This window comes from Corynebacterium hansenii (assembly GCF_030408795.1).
Classification (GTDB): domain Bacteria; phylum Actinomycetota; class Actinomycetes; order Mycobacteriales; family Mycobacteriaceae; genus Corynebacterium; species Corynebacterium hansenii.
Window position 1 is genome coordinate 2,659,893 of the sequence record NZ_CP047211.1, and the last position, 22,368, is coordinate 2,682,260.

20 protein-coding genes are annotated in these 22,368 nt (G+C 70.7%); 5 read left to right on the forward strand and 15 right to left on the reverse strand.

Annotated features, from left to right (window positions below):
• Window positions 1-40: 40 nt before the first annotated feature.
• From bluB to CHAN_RS11815, 4 genes are read right to left on the reverse strand one after another with little or no spacing between them, the layout of a single operon-like run.
• Entirely contained in the window at window positions 41-649 is a 609-nt protein-coding gene (bluB, locus tag CHAN_RS11800) for a 5,6-dimethylbenzimidazole synthase (RefSeq protein ID WP_290290000.1), read from the reverse strand.
• Window positions 649-2,775 carry a S9 family peptidase gene (locus tag CHAN_RS11805; RefSeq protein ID WP_290290002.1) on the reverse strand — a complete coding sequence of 709 codons (2,127 nt, stop codon included), beginning with the start codon at window positions 2,773-2,775 and terminating at the stop codon, window positions 649-651. Before CHAN_RS11805 ends, bluB begins: the two co-directional genes overlap by 1 nt.
• Complete coding sequence (locus tag CHAN_RS11810; RefSeq protein ID WP_290290004.1) at window positions 2,772-3,665, reverse strand: phosphoribosylaminoimidazolesuccinocarboxamide synthase; 894 nt, start codon at window positions 3,663-3,665, stop codon at window positions 2,772-2,774. The genes CHAN_RS11805 and CHAN_RS11810 overlap by 4 nt, the downstream gene beginning before the upstream one ends.
• 26 nt (window positions 3,666-3,691) lie before the next feature.
• The gene (locus CHAN_RS11815) at window positions 3,692-4,981 is read right to left on the reverse strand and encodes an alpha/beta hydrolase (protein WP_290290006.1); all 1,290 of its coding nucleotides are present in this window, start codon (window positions 4,979-4,981) and stop codon (window positions 3,692-3,694) included.
• Between the two features lie 145 nt (window positions 4,982-5,126).
• On the opposite strand from CHAN_RS11815, the gene CHAN_RS11820 reads away from it, so the two are divergent.
• The 3 genes from CHAN_RS11820 to CHAN_RS11830 are packed head-to-tail and all read left to right on the forward strand — an operon-like array spanning window position 5,127 to window position 8,777.
• Window positions 5,127-6,449: an acetyl-CoA C-acetyltransferase gene (locus tag CHAN_RS11820; RefSeq protein WP_048744125.1), complete on the forward strand. Its 1,323-nt coding sequence runs from the start codon at window positions 5,127-5,129 to the stop codon at window positions 6,447-6,449.
• A gap of 35 nt (window positions 6,450-6,484) precedes the next feature.
• Window positions 6,485-7,837, forward strand: a complete 1,353-nt coding sequence (locus CHAN_RS11825; protein WP_290290009.1) for a 3-oxoacyl-ACP reductase — start codon at window positions 6,485-6,487, stop codon at window positions 7,835-7,837.
• A gap of 10 nt (window positions 7,838-7,847) precedes the next feature.
• A complete protein-coding gene (locus CHAN_RS11830) occupies window positions 7,848-8,777 on the forward strand; it encodes a MaoC/PaaZ C-terminal domain-containing protein (protein ID WP_290290011.1) in 930 nt (309 codons plus the stop codon).
• On the opposite strand, the gene CHAN_RS11835 is transcribed toward CHAN_RS11830, so the two are convergent.
• From CHAN_RS11835 to CHAN_RS11855, 5 genes are read right to left on the reverse strand one after another with little or no spacing between them, the layout of a single operon-like run.
• Window positions 8,774-9,892, reverse strand: coding sequence for a winged helix DNA-binding domain-containing protein (locus CHAN_RS11835; protein ID WP_290290013.1), 1,119 nt, complete (start codon window positions 9,890-9,892; stop codon window positions 8,774-8,776). The two genes, CHAN_RS11830 and CHAN_RS11835, sit on opposite strands and share 4 nt — an antisense overlap.
• Entirely contained in the window at window positions 9,892-10,542 is a 651-nt protein-coding gene (locus tag CHAN_RS11840; protein WP_290290015.1) for an RBBP9/YdeN family alpha/beta hydrolase, read from the reverse strand. Before CHAN_RS11840 ends, CHAN_RS11835 begins: the two co-directional genes overlap by 1 nt.
• 14 nt (window positions 10,543-10,556) lie before the next feature.
• A complete protein-coding gene (locus CHAN_RS11845) occupies window positions 10,557-11,393 on the reverse strand; it encodes a MerR family transcriptional regulator (protein WP_290290017.1) in 837 nt (278 codons plus the stop codon).
• 9 nt (window positions 11,394-11,402) lie between these two features.
• The gene (locus CHAN_RS11850) at window positions 11,403-11,648 is read right to left on the reverse strand and encodes a HypC/HybG/HupF family hydrogenase formation chaperone (protein WP_290290019.1); all 246 of its coding nucleotides are present in this window, start codon (window positions 11,646-11,648) and stop codon (window positions 11,403-11,405) included.
• Between the two features lies 1 nt (window position 11,649).
• Complete coding sequence (locus CHAN_RS11855; protein WP_290290021.1) at window positions 11,650-12,858, reverse strand: reducing hydrogenase subunit alpha; 1,209 nt, start codon at window positions 12,856-12,858, stop codon at window positions 11,650-11,652.
• Window positions 12,859-12,902: 44 nt separating this feature from the next.
• Here CHAN_RS11855 and CHAN_RS11860 point away from each other — a divergent pair, with 44 nt between their 5' ends.
• Window positions 12,903-13,247 carry a hydrogenase maturation nickel metallochaperone HypA/HybF gene (locus CHAN_RS11860; RefSeq protein ID WP_290290022.1) on the forward strand — a complete coding sequence of 115 codons (345 nt, stop codon included), beginning with the start codon at window positions 12,903-12,905 and terminating at the stop codon, window positions 13,245-13,247.
• Here the strand turns inward: CHAN_RS11860 and CHAN_RS11865 are convergent.
• The 6 genes from CHAN_RS11865 to CHAN_RS11890 all read right to left on the reverse strand — a co-directional run bounded on the left by CHAN_RS11865 (window position 13,244) and on the right by CHAN_RS11890 (window position 19,108).
• Window positions 13,244-13,834 (reverse strand): hydrogenase maturation protease, encoded by a 591-nt coding sequence (locus CHAN_RS11865; protein WP_377748501.1) that lies wholly within the window; start codon window positions 13,832-13,834, stop codon window positions 13,244-13,246. The genes CHAN_RS11860 and CHAN_RS11865 overlap by 4 nt on opposite strands.
• A gap of 41 nt (window positions 13,835-13,875) precedes the next feature.
• A complete protein-coding gene (gene cybH / locus CHAN_RS11870) occupies window positions 13,876-14,787 on the reverse strand; it encodes a Ni/Fe-hydrogenase, b-type cytochrome subunit (RefSeq protein ID WP_290290026.1) in 912 nt (303 codons plus the stop codon).
• Window positions 14,784-16,526, reverse strand: a complete 1,743-nt coding sequence (locus tag CHAN_RS11875) for a nickel-dependent hydrogenase large subunit (RefSeq protein ID WP_290290028.1) — start codon at window positions 16,524-16,526, stop codon at window positions 14,784-14,786. Before CHAN_RS11875 ends, cybH begins: the two co-directional genes overlap by 4 nt.
• Window positions 16,527-17,738: a hydrogenase small subunit gene (locus tag CHAN_RS11880; RefSeq protein ID WP_048744189.1), complete on the reverse strand. Its 1,212-nt coding sequence runs from the start codon at window positions 17,736-17,738 to the stop codon at window positions 16,527-16,529. It abuts the gene before it with no gap.
• Between the two features lie 175 nt (window positions 17,739-17,913).
• Complete coding sequence (gene hypB / locus CHAN_RS11885; protein WP_290290031.1) at window positions 17,914-18,759, reverse strand: hydrogenase nickel incorporation protein HypB; 846 nt, start codon at window positions 18,757-18,759, stop codon at window positions 17,914-17,916.
• Between the two features lies 1 nt (window position 18,760).
• Window positions 18,761-19,108 carry a hydrogenase maturation nickel metallochaperone HypA/HybF gene (locus CHAN_RS11890; RefSeq protein ID WP_048744111.1) on the reverse strand — a complete coding sequence of 116 codons (348 nt, stop codon included), beginning with the start codon at window positions 19,106-19,108 and terminating at the stop codon, window positions 18,761-18,763.
• A gap of 832 nt (window positions 19,109-19,940) precedes the next feature.
• Here CHAN_RS11890 and hypF point away from each other — a divergent pair.
• The gene (gene hypF, locus CHAN_RS11895; protein WP_290290034.1) at window positions 19,941-22,361 is read left to right on the forward strand and encodes a carbamoyltransferase HypF; all 2,421 of its coding nucleotides are present in this window, start codon (window positions 19,941-19,943) and stop codon (window positions 22,359-22,361) included.
• Window positions 22,362-22,368: the final 7 nt, after the last annotated feature.

The following is a 22,368-nucleotide window of genomic DNA, read 5'->3' on the forward strand; positions in this document are numbered from 1 at the left end:
TTCCCGGTGAAGGCCAGGGGACGCCCGCCCTAACGCCGGGCTAATCCCAGTGCACGACCTCGTCCAGGGCCAGGCCCTTCCGCCAGCCGAAGGCCTCCAGGTCACGGACCTCCGCCAGGTGCGTCACGGGGCCCAGGCACAGCCACGCCACGGGACGGACCGGCTTTGCGACGCCGATGAACTCCGCCAAAAAGTCTTCCTCGTAGAAGCTGACCCACCCGATGCCGGCGCGTTCGGCCGTGGCGGCGAGCCACATGTTCTGGATGGCCAGGGCCACCGACATCAGGCCGGTGTCGTCGATGGTGTGCCGGCCCAGGATGTTCGGGCCGCCCCGCTCGGGGTCGTACGTCACCACGATGCCGGTGCCCGATTCCACGATGCCCTCGATGCGGATCGGGTCGAACGTGCCGCGGCGGTCGTCGGGAAGCGAATCGGCGAAAGCGGCGCGGCACCCCGCCACGTGGTCCGCGAACTCGCGCAGGCGCTCCGGCCGCCGCACCACGTGGAAATCCCACGGCTGCGACAGCCCCACCGACGGCGCGGCGTGGCCGGCACCGAGGATGCGCATGAGCGCATCGTCGGCGATGACCCCGCCGCTGAACTCGCGGCGCACGTCGCGGCGGCGGCCGATGGCCTCGTAGACGTCCATCAGGCGGCGCCGGCGGCCCGGAGCAGCCAGGCGTACTGGAACGCGGTCTCGCGCCACTTCGCGTAGCGGCCCGAGACGCCGCCGTGGCCGGCGCTCATCTCCGTCTTGAGCAGGAACGGGCCCGCGCCCTCGACGCCGCCGGCGACCTCGCGCAGCTTCGCGATCCACTTCGCCGGCTCCACGTACAGCACGCGGGTGTCGTTGAGGCTGGTCACCGCGAGGATGGGCGGGTACTTCTTCGGCTCGACGTTCTCGTACGGGGCGTAGGAGGCCATGTAGTCGTAGACCTCCTCCTCGTGGAACGGGTCGCCCCACTCGTCCCACTCCACCACCGTCAGCGGCAGCTCGGGCATGAGCATCGACGTCAGCGGGTCGACGAAGGGCACGACGGCCTCGATGCCCGCGAACCGGTCGCCCGCCATGTTCGCCACCGCGCCCATGAGCATGCCGCCCGCCGAGCCGCCGTCGGCGACCATGCGGTCGCGGGCGGTGATCCCGGCGTCGAGCAGGTCGTCGGCGACGTCGATGAAGTCGGTGAACGTGTTCTTCTTCGCCAGCCCCCGGCCCTGCTCCCACCAGGCGCGGCCCATCTCGCCGCCGCCGCGCACGTGGGCGATGGCGAAGATCATGCCGCGGTCCATCAGCGACAGCCTGGCGACGGAGAAGCCCGGGTCGATCGGGGCCTCGTAGGAGCCGTAGCCGTACAGCAGCAGCGGGTTCGGCGACGAGAGATCCAGGTCCGCGCGGTGCACCAGCGACACCGGCACCTTCGCGCCGTCGCGGGCGGTGACCCAGCGGCGCGTGGCCGCGTAATCGCCCGGCTCGTACCCGCCGCGGACGGGCTGGCGCTTGAGCATCTCGCGCTCGCCGGTGGCGACGTCGATCTGCCACACCTCCGAGGGCGTGGTGAAGGAGCCGTAGGAGAACCGCAGCACCGGCGCCTCCCACTCGGGATTGCCCGCCGACGCGGCGGTGTAGAGCTCTTCCGGGAATTCGAGCTCGGAGAAATCCACGGCGGCGTCGTCGTCAAGCACGGCCAATGCCAGCCTGCCGATGCCGCCCGACCGGTACGCCAGCACCAGGTGCCCCGCGAAGCAGTCGACGCCCTCGATGCGGACGTCGTCGCGGTGGGCGACGAGCTCGCGCAGGTCGGACACCGAATCGAAGGTGCCCGCGGGCACCGCGCCGAGCGCGAAATTCGGGCCCGTCATGTTGTGCGTGATCAGCCAGAGATCCTCGCCGCCGATGACGGCGTGATCGACGTCGTACTCCACGCCGCGCTCGCGGGGGCGCACGCACGTCGGCTCGCCGGTCGGGTCGGAGCAGTCGAGGAACCAGGTCTCCGACGTGATCTTCGAGCCGGCCTCGAAGATCAGGTACTTCTCGCTGCGGGTGGTGCCCACGCCGACCCAGTAGGACTCGTCCGGTTCGTGGAAGACGCGCACGTCCTCCGACGTCGGCGCGCCGACGGCATGGCGCCACACCGAATCCGGCCGCCAGGCCTCGTCGAGGCGCTGGTAGAAGAGGTAGTCGGAGCCCACCCACGTCGCTCCGGCGGCGATGTCGGAGATGACGTCGTCGTACAGCTCGCCGGTGCGCAAATCCTTGATGCGCAGCGTGTACCGCTCATCGCCGACCACGTCGGTGGAGTAGGCCAGCAGGTTGCCGTCGACGGTCACCGACGCGGCGCCCAGCGAGAAGAACTCGTGGCCCTCGGCCAACTCGTTGAGGTCCAGCAGGATCTCCTCGCCCGGCACCGTCTCGCCCGGCGCGGCGTCCGGGATGGCCGGCGGGGTCCAGTCGTCGCCGTCGGCGCGCATGCGGCACGACAGCCCGTAGGACTTCCCCTCCAGGGTGCGCGAGTAGTACCACCAGTCACCCGAGCGCACCGGCACCGACATGTCGGTCTCCTGCACGCGGGACTTGATCTCGCCGAAGATCGCCTCGGACAGGTCGCCGAGATCCGCGGTCATCGCGTCGGTGTACGCGTTCTCCGCGTTCAGGTGCGCGATGACCTCCGGGTCCGCCTTGTCGCGCAGCCACTCGTAGTCGTCGGCGAACTCGCGTCCGTGGCGGACCCGGACGTGCGGGCGGCGGGCGGCGACGGGCGGTTGCGCCCCCGTCACGCGGGGTCGCCGATCCAGTCGGAGAAGCGGCGGCCGGAAATGCGCTCGTACGCCTCGATGTAGCGCTCGCGGGTCGCCTCGACCACGCCGCCGGGCAGCGGCGGCGGGGGCGTGCCGGCGTTCTTGTCCCACCCGGACTTCGACGACGTCAGCCAGTTGCGCACGTACTGCTTGTCGAACGACGGGTTGACCTGGCCCTCCACGTAGGAGTCGGCCGGCCAGTAGCGGGAGGAATCGGGGGTGAGCACCTCGTCGGCGAGCACCAGGCGGCCCTCTTCGTCGAGTCCGAACTCGAACTTCGTGTCGGCCAGGATGATGCCGCGCTCCAGCGCCAGCTCGGCGGCGCGGGAGTAGATGGACAGGGTGGCGTCGCGCATCTCGTTGGCGCGCTCCTCGCCCAGCGACTCGACGACGCGGGAGAACGGCACGTTCTCGTCGTGGTCGCCGATCTCGGCCTTCGTGGCCGGGGTGAAGATCGGCTCCGGCAGCTTCGACCCCTCGGTCAGGCCGTCCGGCAGATCGATGCCGCACACGGTGCCCGACTCGCGGTACTCGGCCAGACCGGACCCGGTGAGGTAGCCGCGGGCGACGCACTCGAACGGCAGCATGTCCAGCTTCCGGCACACCAGGGCGCGGCCCAGCGACTCGGCCGGGATGCGCTCGTCGTCGGCGGCGCCGGCGAGGTGGTTGGGGAAGTCGAGCTCGTCGAAGAAGAACACGCTCATCGCGGTGAGCACCCGGCCCTTGTCCGGGATGGGGGTGTCCAGGATGTGGTCGAACGCGGAGATCCGATCGGAGACGACCATGAGGAGGGTGTCGTCGTCGATTTCGTAGATCTCGCGGACCTTGCCCGCCGTCAGGTGGCTGTACGCGGAAAGTTCGGGTCGCATGGGCATAGAGCATAGACCCCGGCGGATCAGCCTTCCCCGGTCAACCCCAATCGGGCGGAAAGCCACGGCAGGGAGTCCCGGAAGCCCGCCGACCAGACCTTCCACGTGTGGCCTCCGGGCAGCTCCGAGTAGCTCACGGGGATGCCCGCGGCGTGGGCGGCGGCGGACAGCGCGCGCCCGGCGTCGCGGTCCTCGGCGTCGTCCAATCCGGCGATGAAACGGCCGTGGATGTCGGGGCCGCGCTCGGGCCCGCCGGGCTTTCCGACCTTCTCCAGGACGGTCAGCGGGTCGGCGGCGTCATAGGCAGCGCGGTCGCCCTTGAAGTACTTGCGCACGGTTTCGTCGAGGTTTTCGTCGATGAGGTTCTTCTGCGGGGACATGGACAGGAACGTCGGGTACACGCCGGGATTGGCCACGGCGGTCTGCAGCGCGCAGGACCCGCCGCGGCTGAGTCCGGCGATCGCCCATTTGGCGGGGTCCCGGTCGACGTCGAAAAGCCCCGCGACCGCCGCGGGCACGTCCCGCGAAAGGTACGTGGCCACCTTGTCGCCCGTGGCGGGCGAATCGACGCAGAGGGTGTCCTTGAACGTTTCGCCGTTGGCGTCGACCGCCACGACGACGGGCGCGCGGCCGCGGTGCTCGGAGGCGAAGGAGTCGAGGGCCTGCCCCGCCAGGCCCTCGTCGAACCACTGCGCGGGCGCCCCGGGCACGCCCGCGACGACCACGATGACGGGCAGCTTCGGCCGATCCCGGTCGAAGTACGCCGGCGGCAGGTAGACGTGCGCCTCCCGGGCGGCGAAACCGCTGGCGGAGTTGTTCAGGCGGACGGTGGTGACCACGCCGGTGTCACGCTGGCCGACGGACTTGAGGTCCTCGTAGGCCACCTCGTCGGGGATCGTCGTCGGGTCGAGCGAGGCGACCGTCGGGTAGAGCTGGTAGCAGATGTTGGCCTGCAGCAGCGCGGCGACGACCGCGACCAACGCGACGGGCAGTGTCCAGGCCACGGTGCGGCGGCGGGTGGCCAGGGGCTTGACGACGGCCAGCATGGCCGCGTGCAGCGCCACCGCCGACGCGACGTAGATCGCCGCGGGCACCGCCTCGGGGAACGGCCGCCAGGCGACGCCGAGCGCGAACCAGATGCCGCCCACGATCGCCCACGCCACGGCGCCCGTCACGGCGACGGGGCCCAGGAGCCAGCGCCGGGGATTGCGGCGCCCGCGCGCGTTCTTCGGCGGGATGAGCATCACGGCGAGCGGGGCCGCCAGCAGCGCGATCGTCCCGGCCTGGGCGATCGGGCCCGTCAATGAGGTGTCCACCCGTCCCTTGATACTCGAAGCCGTCACCCCCGGGGGCGGGGGCGGTGCCGTTTTTCGCATCGGCGTGACACGGATCGCAATCCGCGATAATGTCTACATTTAGTTACTCAGATCACACATAGGGATCAAGGAAGGCACCAGTCACATGACGACTCAGCCCACTCAGAACGCCCCGCGCCGCGCCGTCATCGTCGGCGGCAACCGCATCCCGTTCGCGCGCTCCAACAAGGAATACAGCCACGCGTCGAACCAGGACATGCTCACCGCCGCCATCGACGGCCTCGTCGCCCGCTACGGCCTGGCCGGCGAGCGACTCGGCTCCGTCTCCGCGGGCGCCGTGCTCAAGCACTCGCGCGACTTCAACCTCGTGCGCGAGTGCGTGCTCAGCTCCGCGCTCGACCCGGCCACCCCGGCGTTCGACGTGCAGCAGGCCTGCGCCACCGGCATGGAGGCGCTGTCCACCATCTCCAACAAGATCAAGCTGGGCCAGATCGAGGCCGGCATCGCCGGCGGCGTCGACACCACCTCCGACGCCCCGATCGCCGTGTCCGAGGGCCTGCGCAAGGCGCTTCTCGACGCCAACCGCCAGAAGTCCAACCTCGACCGCGTCAAGGCCCTGGCCGCCGTCCGCCCGGGCGACGCCGTCCCGGATCTGCCGAACACCGGCGAGCCGCGCACCGGCCTGTCGATGGGCGAGCACCAGGCCATCACCACCGCCGAGTGGGGCGTCACCCGCGCCGAGCAGGATGAGCTGGCCGCCGCGTCGCACCGCAACCTCGCCCGCGCGTACGAGGAGGGCTTCTTCGACGACCTGATCACCCCGTTCAAGGGCGTCACCCGCGACACCAACCTGCGCGCCGACACCACCGTGGAGAAGCTGGGCAAGCTGAAGCCGGTCTTCGGCCGCGGCCTCGAGGCCGAGCCGACCATGACCGCCGGCAACTCCACCCCGCTGACCGACGGCGCGTCCGCCGTGCTCATCTCCTCCGAGGAGTGGGCGGCCGAGCGCGGCCTGCCGGTGCTGGCCGACGTCGTCGACGTCGAGTCCGCCGCCGTCGACTTCGTCCACGGCGACGAGGGCCTGCTCATGGCCCCGGCCTACGCCACCCCGCGCCTGCTCGCCCGCCAGGGCCTGACCTTCGACGACATCGACTTCTTCGAGATCCACGAGGCCTTCGCGGCCACCGTGTGCTCCACGCTCAAGGCGTGGGAGGACGAGGAGTACTGCCGCGAGAAGCTGGGCCTGGACGGCGCGCTGGGCTCGGTCCCGCGCGAGAAGCTCAACGTCAACGGCTCCTCGCTGGCCTGCGGCCACCCGTTCGCCGCGACCGGCGGCCGCATCGCCGCCACCCTGGCGAAGATGCTGCGCGCCAAGGCCGACGAGACCGGCGAGGTCGCCCGCGGCCTCATCTCCGTCTGCGCCGCAGGCGGCCAGGGCGTCGTCGCCATCCTCGAGGCCCGTCCGTAACCCCCGCCGACACACACCACATAGGAGCATCTGACATGGCAGACAAGTACCAGGAACTCGTCACCGGCGGTCCGCTCACGGGCGTCGCCAAGTCCCTCGGCCTTCCCCAGCCGCCGCACCTGCGCCGCCACAAGGCCGGCGAGCCGCTGCTGAAGAACGACAAGGTCCTCGTGACCGGCACCGGCGCGGACGCCGACGCCGTCGCCGAGCAGCTGGGCGAGTGGGGCCTCGGCGTCCGCCGCGACTCGGCCGCCGACGACAAGGTCGGCGCCATCGTGGTCGTCGTCACCGAGGCCACCCGCCCGAAGGATCTGCAGGAGCCGGTCCTCGCCGCCGCGAAACACCTGCGCAAGCTGGACAAGAACGGCCGCATCGTCTTCATCTCGCGCGCCAAGGCCGAGGCGGGCGCCGACATCGACGTCGCGCTCAACGCCGCCCGCGGCGGCGTCGAGGGCCTGGTCCGCTCGATGGGCCACGAGGTCCGCGGCGGCTCCACCGCCAACGGCATCCTCATCCACGACGGCGTCGACGTCACCGCCCCGTCGGCGGTCGCCTCGCTGCACTTCTTCCTCTCCCCCCGCTCGGCGTTCATTGACGGCCAGTTCCTCACCGTCTCCTCCTCAGCCGGCGAGATCCCCGCCGACTGGGACAAGCCGCTGGCCGGCAAGGTCGCCGCGATCACCGGCGCCGCCCGCGGCATCGGCGCGGCCATCGCCCGCCGCATGAAGGACGACGGCGCCGACGTCATCGTCATCGACGTGCCCCCGGCCGGCGACGCCCTGTCGAAGGTCGCCAACGAGCTCGGCGGCCTGGCCCTGCAGCTGGACATCACCGCCGAGGACGCCGGCAACCGCATCGCCGACGCCGCCCAGCAGCGCTACGGCAAGCTGGACATCGTGGTGCACAACGCCGGCATCACCCGCGACAAGCTGCTGTCGAACATGGACGAGGCCAAGTGGGGCTCCGTCATCGCCGTCAACATCGAGGCGCAGCTGACCATGAACGAGCAGCTGCTGGCGCACGAGGCGTTCCAGGGCTCCCCGCGCATCGCCACCATGTCGTCGACGTCGGGCATCGCGGGCAACCGCGGCCAGACCAACTACGCCACCTCCAAGGCCGGCGTGATCGGCATGGTCGAGGCCACCGCCGACCGCATCGCCAAGATGGGCGGCAACATCAACGCCGTCGCCCCGGGCTTCATCGAGACCGACATGACCGCGATGATCCCGTTCGCCACCCGCCAGGTCGCCCGCCGCCTGAACTCCCTGCAGCAGGGCGGCCAGCCGGGCGACGTCGCGCAGGCGATCGCGTTCCTGGTTTCCGACCGCGCCCTGGGCGTCAACGGCGAGGTTCTCCGCGTCTGCGGCCAGAACATCGTGGGCCAGTAGGGGGTTGGCAGTGACCGATCCGAACGCATCCATCCCCGCCAAGACCCTCCCGGCGGTGCCGTCGCTGGCCCCGCTGTACGCGAAGGCCGCGAAGGGCGGCAAGCGCACCAATCGCACGTCGAACCTGAAGACCCCGGCGCTGGCCGTCAAGGGAGTCACGGTCGAGGCGGCGCGCGACGAGGAGTTCCGCCGCGTCGCCGGTGCGCCGGCCGTGGACCATCTGGCCAACGGCGCCTTCTTCGGCCACGTCCACTCGCTGATCATGCCGCTGCAGATGGAGCTCATGGCCGCGGATGATTTCCCGCTGCCGATGATGGGGCTGATCCACACCTCGAACACCTACCGCCAGCTCAAGCCGGTGCCGGTGGGCTCGGAGGTCGACGTGGAGGTCCGCGTCGCCGGGTTCCGCGCGCACCGTTCGGGCACGGAGGTCGTGCACGAGGCGACCGTTTCCCGGGGCGGCGAGGTCCTGGTCGAGGAGACCTCGGTCTACCTGGCCAAGGGCAAGCGGCTTGACGACGTCGAGCCCCTCGCAGAGTCGGCCGGCGCGTCGAAGCGCCCGCAGTTCAGGGTGCCGGTCCCGACCGCGCAGTGGCGCGTCCCGGGCTCCATCGGCCGCACGTGGGCGAAGGTCTCCGGCGACTGGAACCCGATCCACGTCACCGGCCTGACGGCGAAGGCGCTGGGCATGCCCGGCGTCGTGGCCCACGGCATGTACACCGCCTCGCGTGCGCTGGCGGAGTCGAACGTGCCGGGCGGCGCCCCGTTCGAGTTCCACATCGAGTTCGCGGCGCCGGTCATCGTCCCGGCGACGGTGATGGTCGCCATCACCCGCGCGGGCGAGGTCGTCGACGGCGAGGGCCGCGGCGGCACCGACATCGTGGCGTGGGACCGCAAGAAGCGGCGCCCGCACTTCACGGGCAGCGTGCGCGACATCTAGCCGATCGCGAACGCGCGGTATTCCTCGACGGCCTTTCCGATTCCGGGAAGGCCGTCGACCCATTCCCGGACCTCCACGGCCGGCCCGGCGGCCCGCGGTTTGGCCGACCACATGCCCGCGATGCGCCCGCCCGCGAGCACGGCCGGGCCGGGGCCGACCTCCTCGGCGTCGGCGGGGTCGAGCACCAGCGACCGGTCGCCGTAGCCCAGCAGGTACTCATCGAAGGCTGGCAACAGGCGGGCATTGCGCGGCGGCCGGGCCGACCCCGACGCGGCTTCCTCCGCCGAGGCCGCGGCCATGACGTGTTCCCGCCCCTCCACGTCGACCGCCGCCAATTCATCCCCGGCGTCCGCGATGCCCCGGCGCACCAGGGTGACGGGCAGCCCCGTCCACCAGGCGATGTCCGCGTCGGTCACGGGTCCGCGGGCGGTGGCGTGCCGCACGACCACCTCGCGCACGGCCTCCTCGCCCTCGAATCCGGCGCCGGCGGGCACCCACGCCCCGAACGCGGTGAACGTTTCCTTGCCGTTCACCGGCGGCCCCTGCACCAGCACCCTCGCCTCGCACAGGTACCGGAGCATATGCGAGCCGCGGTTCTCGCCCGCGTCGATGCCGATCGTCGCCAGCAGGGCATGCACCCCGGCGCGGGTCAGCGCCACCGCACCGCTTGACGACGGCAACCGCACCGCTTCTTCGGCCGCCTCCTCGGGCAACCGCCCGGGATCGAGCGCGGCGTCGGCGACGAGGTCGCCGGAGCGGGTGACGTCGGCTGCCGTCAGGCCCAACGCCTCGCGGCGTTTCCCGATGCCGGACCACGCCCGGGGCGCGCAGAGCCGAGTCAGCCAGTCGACGTCCTCGGCCGCCATGATGTGGTGCGTCCCGCGCATCGGCCACGTGCGGATGAGAGCCCCGGATTCCAGCGCCGCCTCCACGTCCGAGTACTTCGACGACCTGGTGCGCATGCCCACCGCCCACCGAGCCGCCTTCGCGTTCTGCCCCTGCAGCGCCAGCATGTGCCGCGCCACCGCGACGGGATCGGCGGCGCGGTCCTTCGCGGTGAGCAACTGCGCGCGGCACCGGGCGGCGCGCGCGGCGACGGGGGTGAGCGAAACCATCACGCCTCCAGCGCCGCCAGCGCCGCATCCCGTGCGGCGGGCACCTCGGTCACGCCGTCGGAGTACAGGAAGTGCTTCGCGCCCGGCACCACGACGGGGTCGACGCCCAACCGCTCCGCCAGAGCCTCGGAGAAGACCCGCGGCACGATGTGGTCGTCATCCGACATGATCACGGTGACCTTGCCCAACCGCGGCACCAGCGCCGGGGTGTCCACGCCATCGCCGAGGAACGGGTCGAGCTGGCTCAGCGCGCCGCGCTCTTCGGCCGTCCCCCGCTCCAGCTCATCGCCCTTGAGGTCGAAACCCGCGACGAGCACGAGCCCGGCGAGGGCTTGATCGGGGTTGTCGGCCAGATGGCGCAGCGTCGTGAAGCAACCGAGCGAATGGGCGACGACCACGGCGCCGTCCAGGGATCCCGCCTGCTCCGCGAGCGCGGCGGCCCAGGCCCGCGGATCCGGGCGCGACGGCTCCGGCAGGGCGACGCGCGTGACGGGGAAGCCCGCGCCGACCAGTTCGCCGGCAAGCCACGGGAACCAGTGCTTGGCGGGATAGCCGTTGAAACCGTGGACGATGACGGCGCGGGGGCCGCCGGAAAAGGCGGGGACCCCGTCCGGGAGGTCCGTGACGGGGTCGTGTCGCATGTCGTTCATGCCCGCGAGGGTACTCAATCCCAGGCGGCTTCGTCCGGGTCGACGCCGTGGGCGCGGGCGTCGGCTTCGATGGCGGCGACCAGCCACTTCGTCGGCGCCTCGCCGCCGTAGGTCTCCTGGAAGCGGTCATCCGCCAGGTACATGCGGGCCAGGATCACCTGGCGGCCGAGGCCGCACTCGTAGTGGTTCTCCACGCCCGCGCGGTGCATGGCCGACACCTCGCGGCCGAGCTCCGAATCGGGGTCGGCGCCGTCGCGGACCGCGTCCGCCAGCTTCGCCCCCAGCGCTTCCTGGTCGGCGTACATCCGCGCCCACTCCTCCTCGGAGCGGTTCGCGTTCGCCGCCGCGGACTGCGCCCAGGCGTCGGTGCCGCCCCAGCGGGCCTCGGCCTCGTCGGCGAAGTCCTGCCGCCACCCGCCGCCGAACTTCTCGGCCGCGGCGCGGGCGTCCATCGTCTTTCCGTCGTTCATGTCGATCTCCTCGAGCATCTCGTCGACCACGCCGATCATCCGGCGCAGATGCGAGGCGCGTTCGGACAGCAGACGCCGCTGGCGCTCCAGGTGATCCCGGACGTCGCCGCCGCCGTCGACCAGCTCGCGGACCTCCGACAGCGGCAGCCCGACTTCCCGGTACACCAGGATCTGCTGCGCGCGCCGGACGTCGGCGTCGACGTAGAGCCGATGGCCGCCGAGCGTCCGCCACGACGGCACCAGCAGCCCGATGGACTCCCAATGCCGCAGCGTGCGCACGGTGACGCCGAGCAGGTCGGCGGTTTCGCCGATGGTCAGCTCGGTGCCGTCGCCGTCGTCGATGTCGTACTCGGGTCCGTCGCCGTATCCGTTGCCTCGCATGAACCGGACTCAATCACCTGACGTTGCGTCAGGTGCAAGCCCCAGTTCCGCGATCGCCTCCAGCGACGCCCGTGCGGAGGCCTCGTCGATGACGTCCATGGCGAACCCGTTCTGAATGAGCACGTAGTCCCCCACCTGCGCCTCCGGCACGTAGGCCAGGCAGCATTCGCGGGCGGTGCCGCCGAAGTCGAGGTCCGCCATGGGCATGAGCCCCTCGCGGATGGCCAGGATCTTGCCCGGAACGCCAATGCACATGTCAGCGGTTTCCTTCCGTCTCTTCCTCCACCGTAACGCCCATCGCGCCCTCCGGCGCCGACGTGCACGGCAGGCACGGGTCGGCCGCGCGGATCGCGCCCTCGGCCCAGGCCTCGCCGTCGCCCGCGGCGGCCAGCGACGCGCGCAGCATCCCGGCCAGCCAGCCCTCGTTCTGGGCGGTGGGCGTGAGAATGCGGCAGCCCGTCACCGTGCCGCCGGCATCGACCTCGTACTCGTGGGCGAGCAGGCCGCGCGGGCCGTCGACCACGCCGATGCCCCTGCCCGGCCCCATGCTTTGCGACGCCTCCGTCACCGGATCCGCCGCAGAACCCGACAGCGACCCGCACAGGCCGATCAGCGCGCGCACCGAATCGGCGAGGGTGTCCAGCTGCGCGCGGAAGGGATCGCCCGCGCCGCCGCGGAACCGCATCCGCGACATCGGGCCGACGCGGTACGGCCACTTCTTCCCCGCCACGTCGATGACCGGCCGCGGGTCCGGCGCGCCGGGTCGGCTCTCGGTCACGCGGGCCGCCCACTCGGCGGCGGGAACGGTCTCGCGGATGTTCGGGCCCATGAGCCCCACGTGGCCGCCCAGCGGATCGAGTTCTCCCCGGGCATCCACGACCGCGACGTCGAGCCCGTCGAACCTCTCCGCCGCAGAGCTCTCCGCGGATGGCACGGCGGCGATGAGGGACGCCAGGTCGTCGTCAAGCGCGGGAAGCTGCCCCGCGAGCTCGCCCAACGCCCCCGCATCGACGGGCACCCGCACCCCGCCGGGGACCGCGACGTCCGGGAAATGGCCCGGCGCGCCCGCCGCCGACATGGCCAGCTTGCCGAGCCGGCGCAGGCGCACCGCCAACTCCCGGTCGCGGCCGATGAACCGCGACGCCAGGGAATCGAGCACGCTGCCGTGATGCAGCAGCAGCCGCTGATCCCGCACCGGCCGCGGCAGATCGCCCGGCGCGATGCCCGCCAGCGACTCCAGCGCCGCCACGCCCGCCAGGTGGTGGGCGACGGGGCAGATGCCGCAGAGCATCTTCACCAGATCCGGCACGCCCGCGACGTCCTTGCCCACCAGCATCGGATCCAGGCGCGGCAGGCCCGCGAGGTCGAAGCGCGCGTCGACGACCGCCCCGGCGGCGTCGCGGACGACCACGACCTTCGCCTCGAACGGGTCGACCAGCTGGTCCAGGTGGATGGTCTCGCTCATGGGTTCACCGCTACCACAGACGGACTCCGTGCCACACTTGGGTCATGCATGAGTTGGGGCTCCTGTCGGGAGTGGTCGAGGTCATCGCCGGGGCGGCCGACGGCCGGCGCGTGCGACGCGTGGCCCTCGACGTGGGCTCCCGCGCCGGCGTCATCGAACACGCCCTGTACGCCGCGTGGCCGCTGGCCGCCGGAGGGACCGTATGCGAGGGCGCCGACCTGGAGGTCGTGGTCATCCCCGCCACCGTATGGTGCCCTGCGTGCGAGGCCGAACGGGAAATCGACGAGTTCTTCGCCCTCGCCTGCCCCGAATGCGGCGCGCCCACCGCCGACCTGCGGCGCGGGCGGGAATTCGCCATCCGGGAAGTCGACGTCGACTCGGGGGCCTAGCCGGACGCCCATCGCTCCAGGACCTCCGCCGCCGCATCGACTGCGGCGGGCAGCCCGGCCGCGACCTCCGGGGTCAGGCGCACCTCCAGCTCCGCGCTGGCGCACACCACCCCCACGACGCCGACGTGCTCGGGTTCGTGGCCCAGCAGGCGCGCGGTGGCCAGCAGATCGAGCAGGCCCACCTGATGCGGCGACAGCTTCGAGCTGAGCAGCCGCGGCACCTGGTCGCCCTCGAGCACCACGACGTCGCCGGGCTCCCCCGGGCCGGTCAGGCCATCGAGGACGAGCAGCTTGCGGGCCTCGCCGACGACGCCCACCAGCTCCAGGCCGGAGGTGCCGCCCTCGACGAAGGCGACGTCGCCGATCCGGCCGTCCGGGCCCGCCGCGATGTCGGTCGCGGTGGCCGTGGCGACGGTGACGTGGGACGGGACGCCCGGCGTCGCCGAGGCGCTGGCCAGCGGGACGAGGGAATCGACGTCGACGGCGGAGGGGGCGGGGGCTGAGTCCGTGTCCGAGTACGAACCGAAGCCCGCATACCGCGCCTTGAGCAGCCGGAGGATCTCCAGCCCCGCGGCGTCGTCGCCCATCACGGCATTGCCGACGCCGAGGACCGTGATCGCCGGGCCGCTCACTTCGCCGTCCACCGGTTGGCGCGGGCCCACCGGAAGCGGCGGCGCCTCTCCTCGTCCTTCTTCGGCGGGCCCACCCGATCGCCGTCGACCGGCTTGGCGTCGCGGTGCAACCACATGCCGCCGTTGATCATCGAGGAAATGCCGCCGTGCTTCTCCACGACGTCGGAACGCACCGCCAGGTACACGTGGATGACCACGAACACCCAGATCAGGAACATCAGCACCGCGTGCACCAGACGGATGATCGGGATGCCGAACCAATGCACCGGGTACGACAGGATCACGAAGAACCAGTTCGACTGGTCGTACAGCCCGAACAGCGCCAGACCCGTCAGCAGCTGCAGCAGGCACATGACGTAAATGCCCGTGTACGACAGCTGCTGCAGCGGATTGTGCGCGATGTACAGCGGCGCGTGCCGCTTGATGAACGAGTAGTACAGGATCGTGTCCCACATGCCCTTGACGTCGGACTTCGAGTGGAACGGCAGCAGCGACCGCCACCGCGACTGCTCGCCGCGGGCGAAGAACAGCATGAACAGTCGGGCCAGGGCGACGCCGCACCACAGGAAACCCGCCGTGATGTGGATGAAACGGATGATGCCCATCAGGTAGCCCGTGTCGCCCGACGCCGCGGACGTCGCCGCGTCGGGGCCGAAGAACGGGTCCATGATGTACCAGCCGGTCGCCGACATCACCACGATGAGGAACACCGACGCCCAATGCTGGAACCGCAGGCCCGCCGACCACAGGTCGACGCGCACGTACTCGTCGCCGTCGACGATCCGGCGCGGCTCCCCGGGGGCCCGCATCGAATCGGCGGACATCGCCTCCGCCTCGCGGCCGAGATCGGGGTGCGCGTCCGGGTTCTTTTCCGGGTGCTTTTCGGGGTGCTTTTCCGGGGCGGTCATGATGTCACCGTCCTGAACAGCTCCGATCCGCCGACGTCCAGCACGTGGACCGCGCAGGACATGCAGGGGTCGAAGGAATGGATCGTGCGGATCGGCTCCAGGGGCTGCTCCGGGTCGACCAGCGGGTGCCCGCCAGCCAGCGACTCCTCGTAGGGGCCGCGCTTGCCCTCCGGATCGCGGCCGCCGGCCAGCCACGTGGTGGGCACCACCGCCTGGTAGTTGCTCACCTTCCCGTCCTTGATGGACGTGAAGTGGCTGAGCATGCCGCGCGCGACCTCGGTGAAGGCCATGCCCGAGCACTCGTCCGGCCAGCTCGACGGCTCCCACTTGCTCGCGTCGAAGACGTCGATGTCGCCGTTGCGGATGCCCTCGACGAACTTCGGCATGACCACCTCCGCCATGTACTCGGCGGTGGTCACCGCCTCCACCACGCGGGCGTAGGTGCGGCCCGCCGTGGAGTTCATCTGCTCGATCCGGATGCCGAGCTTCCGCACGGCGTCGTCGACAAGCTTCTTTGTTCGCTTCTCGCCCTGGATGTACGCGTTGAGCACGCGGGCGACGGGGCCGACCTGGATCACGCGCCCGTCGTAGCGCGGCGCCTTCGACCAGGTGTACTTGTCGTTGTCGCCCAACCACTCGTACGGCGGCTTCGGGCCGGTGTACTCGACGGTGGTCTCGCCGACGAGGGGGTGCAGGCCCTTGTCGTCGCCGTCCGCGTAGCTGAACCACGCCGAGGAGACGAACTCCTCGATCTTCGCCGGGTCGAACGGCGCCACCTTGGAGTAGTCGCCGTCGAGGATGACGCCCGGCTTGACCTCCGGGTGCGCCGTTTCGACGCGCGACTTCGCCGGGTCGCCGCCGTACGTCGCGCCGGCCATGCCGACCGCCAGGAAATTCGGGGCGGCGGCGCCGATGTCGAAGTAATCCTTGTACGCGCCCATGATCGCCACGGCGTCCGGGTAGTAGCAGTCGCGCACGAACTCGACCATCTCCGCGACCCACGTCTCGACCTGGTCGAGCTGGACCTGGTTGACGGTCTCGGACTTGTCGGGGTCGATGGAACAGGCCATGCCGCCGACCAGGAAGTTCGGGTGCGGGTTCTTGCCGCCGAACACGGTGTTGATGCGGATGATCGACCGCTGGAACTCCAGCGCGTCCAGGTAATGCGACACCGCCATCAGGTTCGCCTCGGGGGGCAGGCGGTAATCGGGGTGATCCCAGTAGCCGCCGGTGAAGATGGACAGCTGCCCGGACTCGATGACCTGGTTCAGGGTCTCCTTGACCTTGGCGAACTTGTCGTGCGTGTTGCCCCGCCACTTCGACCCGATCGAGCGGGCGAACTCCAGGGCCTTGTCCACGTCGGCCTCCGCCGCCGAGACGACGTTGACCCAGTCGAGTGCGTGCAGGTGGTAGAAGTGCACCGCGTGGTCGTGGATCTCCTGCGACCCGAGCACCAGATCGCGGATCCGGCGGGCCTGCGGCGGCGGGTTCGAGCCGATCGCGTCCTCCACCGCCACCACCGAGGCGATCGAGTGGACGCCCGTGCACACGCCGCAGATGCGGCCGACGAACGCCCAGACGTCGCGGGGGTCGCGCCCCTGGCAGATCTCCTCGATGCCGCGGAACATGGTCGTCTCGCTCCACGCCTCGGAGATCTTCCCGTTCTCGTGCTCCAGCTCGATGCGCAGGTGCCCCTCGATGCGGGTCAGCGGATCGATGACGAGTTTCTCGGTGGCCATTTAACTGTCCTTCCCCGGGGTGTTGTCGTGCGCGTCGACCGCACGGCCCGCAGAACCGGCGTCGGGACCGTCGCCGAACTTGGCGATCACCCGCTCATCGCCCGACTTCTGCCGGATGCCGATCTGCTTGATGGTGGTGATGCCCGCATGCGCCGCAACGCCCGCGGCCGCGACGCCGACGGCGCCCAGGCCCACCTTCGCGGCGGTGGACTCCACGCCGAAACCGGTGATGTTCGGCAGCTCCTCGTAGAACGGCGAGAACTTGTCGAAGAAGTCCTTCTCCGTGCAGCCGATGCACGGGTGGCCCTGGCCGATGGGCCAGCCCGACTTGAGGTTCCACTGGATGATCGGGCACGGGCTGAACGTCGACGGGCCCTTGCAGCCGACCTCGTACAGGCACCAGCCGTTGCGGGCGCCTTCATCGTCGAAGGTGCGCACGAACTGGCCCGCGTCGAAGTGCGGGCGGCGCGGGCACGAGTCGTGGATCCGCTGGTCGTAGGCGAACAGCGGACGGCCCTCGGCGTCGACCTTCGGCGCCTCGCCGTGCGTCAGGATGTACGTGATCGTGGCGGTGATGACCTCGCCAATCGGCGGGCAGCCGGCCACGTTGATGACCGGCTTGTCCTTGATCAGCTCGTCGACGCCGACCGCGCCGGTCGGGTTCGGCTTCGCCGCCTGCACCGACCCCCACACCGCGCAGGCGCCGACGGCCAGGATCGCCGTGGCGTTCTCCGCGGCCTCCCGGAGCACCTGCTCCGCGGACTTGCCGCCGATGGTGCAGAAAATGCCGTCGCCCTTCATCGGCACCGAGCCGTTGACCACGAGAATGTGCGGCTCCGCGTTCGCGTCGTCCAGCGCCTTCTCGGCGGCGTGGCCCGACGGCGCCATCAGCAGCTCGTTGTACGGCATGGACAGGCGGTTGAGCACCAGATCCTCCACCGTCGAACCGCCGGAACGCAGCGTCGATTCCATGCAGCCCGTGCATTCCTGCAGCTGCAGCCACACCACATTGGGCTTTTCCACCGCGCCGAGCTTGTCCGCGATCTCCTGCGCCGCCGGCGTCAGCTCCTGCGCACCGGCCATCGCGGGCGACCCCGCGGCGAAGATCGCGGCGAGCCCACCGCAGAATTTCATGAAGTCGCGGCGCGAAACGCCCGACCTCTCCAGATTCTCGGCGAGCGTCTCACCCCGCCAACCATCCCCGATATTCACTTCAGTGTCCTCCCAGTCCAGGATGTTTCCGAGGACCGGCACCGCAACCGGCGGTGCGCACCCCCGTCGTAGTCGAAAAGCGCGGGCGAATTCGCGGCCCGCCGGTTCGTCGTAAAGCAAGTCTTCGCGGAGCGCGTCGTCGTAAAGCAGGCAAAGGACGTGGGGCGCGCGGCAATCATTGCCCGTCCCCCTCCGACAACCACTCCAGCCACGGGCCCAGGCCCTCGCCCGTCTTGGCGGACACCTCGAACACCTTCGCGCCCGGATTGACCTTGCGCAGGTTCGCGAGGAACAGGTCCATGTCGAAATCGAGATACGGCAACAGATCGATCTTGTTGACCGCCACCGCCTCCACCGACCGGAACATCACCGGGTACTTCAGGGGCTTGTCCTCGCCCTCCGTGACGGAATACACCATCATCTTCCGGTGCTCGCCGACCTCGAACTCCGCCGGGCACACCAGGTTGCCCACGTTCTCGATGAAAACCAGATCCAGCTCCGCCAGATCCAGGCCCTTCAGCGCCGCAGAAATCATCGGCGCATCCAAATGGCACTCGCCGCCGAAACCGTTGCCCGTGTTGAGCAGGGAAATCTGCGCCCCGAAACCCTCCAGCCGCTCCGCGTCCAGCGGGGTCTCGATGTCGCCCTCGATCACTCCGACCCGGACCTTGCCCTTCAGGTCCTCCAGCGCATGGCGGAGCAGGGCGGTCTTCCCCGAGCCCGGGGAGCTCATGACGTTGATCGCGGTGACGCCGTGGGCGTCGAAAAACGCGCGGTTCTCCGCAGCGCGCACGTCGTTCTCCGTGAAGATGTCCTCGAGGATCTGCACGCGCTCGCGGCCGGTGTCGTACCCGGAATGATCGCCGTGGTCGTGCTCGTGCGCATGACCGTGGTCATGGTGGTGATCGTGGCCATGGTCATGGTCATGGTCGTGGTCGTGGTGGTGATGGTGCTCGTGCGGATGATCCCCATGGTCGTGCGCATGCACCGTGCCGTCGTCGTGCCTGTGGAAGCGACCCATCTCACGCTCTTTCCCGCGTTGGCTCCAGTTCGATGTCCAGAACCCGAAACTCTTCGCCGCCCACGACTTTCGCCGGCTGCCCGCAGATCCGGCAGTCGAACCCCCACGACTCGGGCATCTCCGCGACGTGTCCGGCGGGGCATTCCAGCACCACCGGCTTCCAATCCACGTCGAGACGGGAAGCGCCGAGGTTGGTGTCCTTGACCACGAACCTCCAGGCATGGGCCAGAGTTTCGGGCACCACCTGACGGAGTGCGCCGACTTCCAGCCGGACGACCAGGACTTTTCGGTTATCGGCAGCCTTGGCCACGATACGGGCCAGTTGCATGCTCAAGGCTACCTCATGCATGTGCCCAACCTTAGACCGGTATTTGAAATACTTGAAACGAGATGCGGTAGCACAAGCAGCGAAAAGCCCCTGACCTGCGCTGACGACGCTCCCAACCGGGGGGTTATGTTGGGCACATCCGCGAAATCCGCCGCGAACAAGTGTTACGCGGGGCGATTCGGGCGCGGTTTTCGGCCCGCGCGTTGGGGTCGGCGGCGGGGTGGACGTTGGGGCCGGCGAAGGGGCGGGCACCGCAAACCCGACATCCACCGCCGGACGTCAGGAAGCGGTTCGGGCCGGCGTCGGAAACCAGCCGCCGTTGACGGGAATCGGAGATCGGGCATCGGCCACCACGCATCGGACATCGATGTTGAACCCCACCCGTCGGAGAACCGCGCCGTAATCGGACGCCCGGAACACGGCGCCCCACCGCCCGGGGAACCTGAGAAATTCATACACACCTTTCGTTGCTCTCCGGCGCCCAAAACCGGCGTTTTGGCCGAAATCGAGCAACGAAAGGTGTGTATGAATGCGCCAAGTGCACCAGCGTGACCCATGTGGCGAATGGTGCGGGGGTTTCGGGGTGGATCGACAGGGTTCCGGGAGGACGTGCGGGATTCGGGCGGACGTGCGAGGTTCGGGCGGACGTGCGAGGTTCGGGCGGCCGGCGGGTGAGCGACGCCGCTCCCGCCCCGCACACATCCGCGCCCCACCCACCTGACCTGCACGCATGCACACTCCACTCGCCTGACCTGCACGCATGCACGCCCCACCCACCTGAGCTGCATCGATGCGCTCCACACCCGCCTGACCTGCACCGATGCGCGCCGCACGACCGCGTTAAGCTGGCCCCATGACCGAAATCCGGCGCGAACACCTGCTGCGCGGGGTGATCCAGGGCGTGGGCTTCCGCCCGCACGTCGCCGCCGTCGCCGCCCGCCACCGCGTCACGGGATTCTGCGGCAACGACGACCGCGAGGTTTTCATCGAGGTCCAGGGCGAACCCGCGGAGGTCGACGCCTTCATCCGCGACGTGATCGCCGACGCCCCACCCTTGTCGCGCATCATCGGCCACGAGGCCCGCGACCTCCCGCCCCTCGACTCCCCCGCCGCACCCGACGGCCCGCCGTTCGCCATCCTCGAATCCCGCCGCGCGCCCGGCGCCCCCACGCTCCTTCCGCCGGACGTCGCCACCTGCCCCGATTGCCTGGCCGAGCTGCGCGATCCGGGCGACCGCCGCTTCGGGTACCCGTTCATCACGTGCGTCAACTGCGGCCCGCGGCTGACCATCATCGAGGACGTCCCCTACGACCGGCCGAACACCACCATGCGGGAGTTCCCCATGTGCCCGGCCTGCGCCGCCGAGTACTCGGACCCCGCCAATCGCCGCCATCACGCCCAGCCCATCAGCTGCTTCGACTGCGGGCCGCGGCTGTGGCTGGAAGAACCCGGGACCGGCTCCGCCGCCGACCCCACCACCCAAACCCCACCCCCCGAACGCTCCCCAGAGTTCATGGGCGCGACCATCGCCCGCGCCCGCGAGCTCCTCGACGCCGGGAAGATCCTGGCCGTCAAGGGCATCGGCGGCTTCCACCTCATGTGCGACGCGGCCAACGAGGACGCCGTCGCCGAGCTGCGCCGCCGCAAGCACCGCCCGGCCAAGCCCTTCGCGGTCATGGCCCCGGACGCCGACGCCGCACACCGGCTCGCCGACTTCCCGGACACCGCACTGCTCACGTCGCCGGCGCATCCCATCGTCATCGCCCCGATGCGCGACGGCGCCCCGCTGGCCCCGTCGGTCGCGCCCGGCCTCGGCGACGTCGGCGTGATGTTGCCGTATTCGCCGCTGCACGAGTTGCTCGTCGCCAAGCCGCTCGTGGCCACGTCGGGCAATCCGCCGGGCGAGGCGCTCTGCCACGGCAATGCGTCGGCGCGGGCGCGGTTGGGGCACATCGCGGATGCGTTTCTGTTGCACGATCGCGGCATTCACGTGCCCGTCGAGGATTCCGTCTGCCTCGGCGACCGCCCCATCCGCCGATCGCGCGGCTTCGCGCCGCTGCCACTGCCGTTGCCTTCGCCTTTGCCTCCGGCTTCTTCGCTTGACGACGGCCCGCCGCCACCCCCCATCCTCGCCGTCGGCGGTGAGCTGAAGAACACGTTCGCCGTGGTCGACGGCGGCGGTGGCGGAGCCGGTGGTGGCGAGGGCGAAGGCCTCGCGCATGTGTCGCCCCACATCGGGGACATGCGGTCGGCGGTGACGCAGGCGGCGTACGGCGAGGCGGTGGAGCGGATGCTGGGCATGCGCCGCGCCGAGCCGGGGCTGGTCGTCCACGATCTGCACCCCGATTACGCGACCACGGCCTGGGCGGAGCGGTGGGCGGGCGAGCGGGGCATCGACATGCTGGGAGTCCAGCACCACTACGCCCACGCACTGTCGCTGTTGGCCGAGCACGGCATCGCGGAGGGGCCGGCGGTCGTCGCGGCGCTCGACGGCACCGGCTACGGCACCGACGGGGCGATCTGGGGCGGCGAGATTCTCACGCTCGGCGGTGCTGACGGCGACGGCCTTGGTGACCTGCGCCAATGGGAGCGCACCTGGCACGCGCCCCCATTCGATTTCGCCGGCGGCGACCGGTCGGTGGCGCGGCCGTGGCGGACGTTGGCGTGCATCGCGGCGTCGTGGGGGCTGGATCTTCCGGTGGCCGAATTGGCGGGCGCCGCGGCCGGGGCCGAATTCGCCCTGCTCGAATCGCAGCTGGCCGCGGGCGTCGGCGTCGTGGCGTCGACGTCGCTCGGCCGCATCTTCGACGCCGCCGCCGTGCTCGCCGGGTGCGGCGCGAACTGGCCGGACGGCGCCGTGACCTACGAAGCCCAGGCCGCCATGGAATTCGAGCACCTGGCACGCACCGCGCTGAACGACGGCCCGGACGCCCCTGCATCCATCGCAACCGGCTCCGCGACGACGCTCCCCGAGCTGTTCCTGGAGCTCGCCGAATCCGACGCACCATCGGCCGCGCGCGCCCTCCGCTTCCACCGCGGCCTGGCGCGCATCATCGGCGGGCAGATGGCCGCGGCCGCCGACGCCGCGGGCACGGCAATCGTCGGCGCGACGGGCGGCTGCGCCCTGAACCGGATCCTCATGGCCGAGCTTCGCGACGACCTCGCCGCCCGCGGGTTCGACCTCCTCGAGCACCGCGTCGTCCCCGCCAACGACGGCGGGCTCAGCGTGGGCCAGGCGATGGCCGGGCTGCTGGCCACGCGGGGACCGTCGTAAAGCGTCC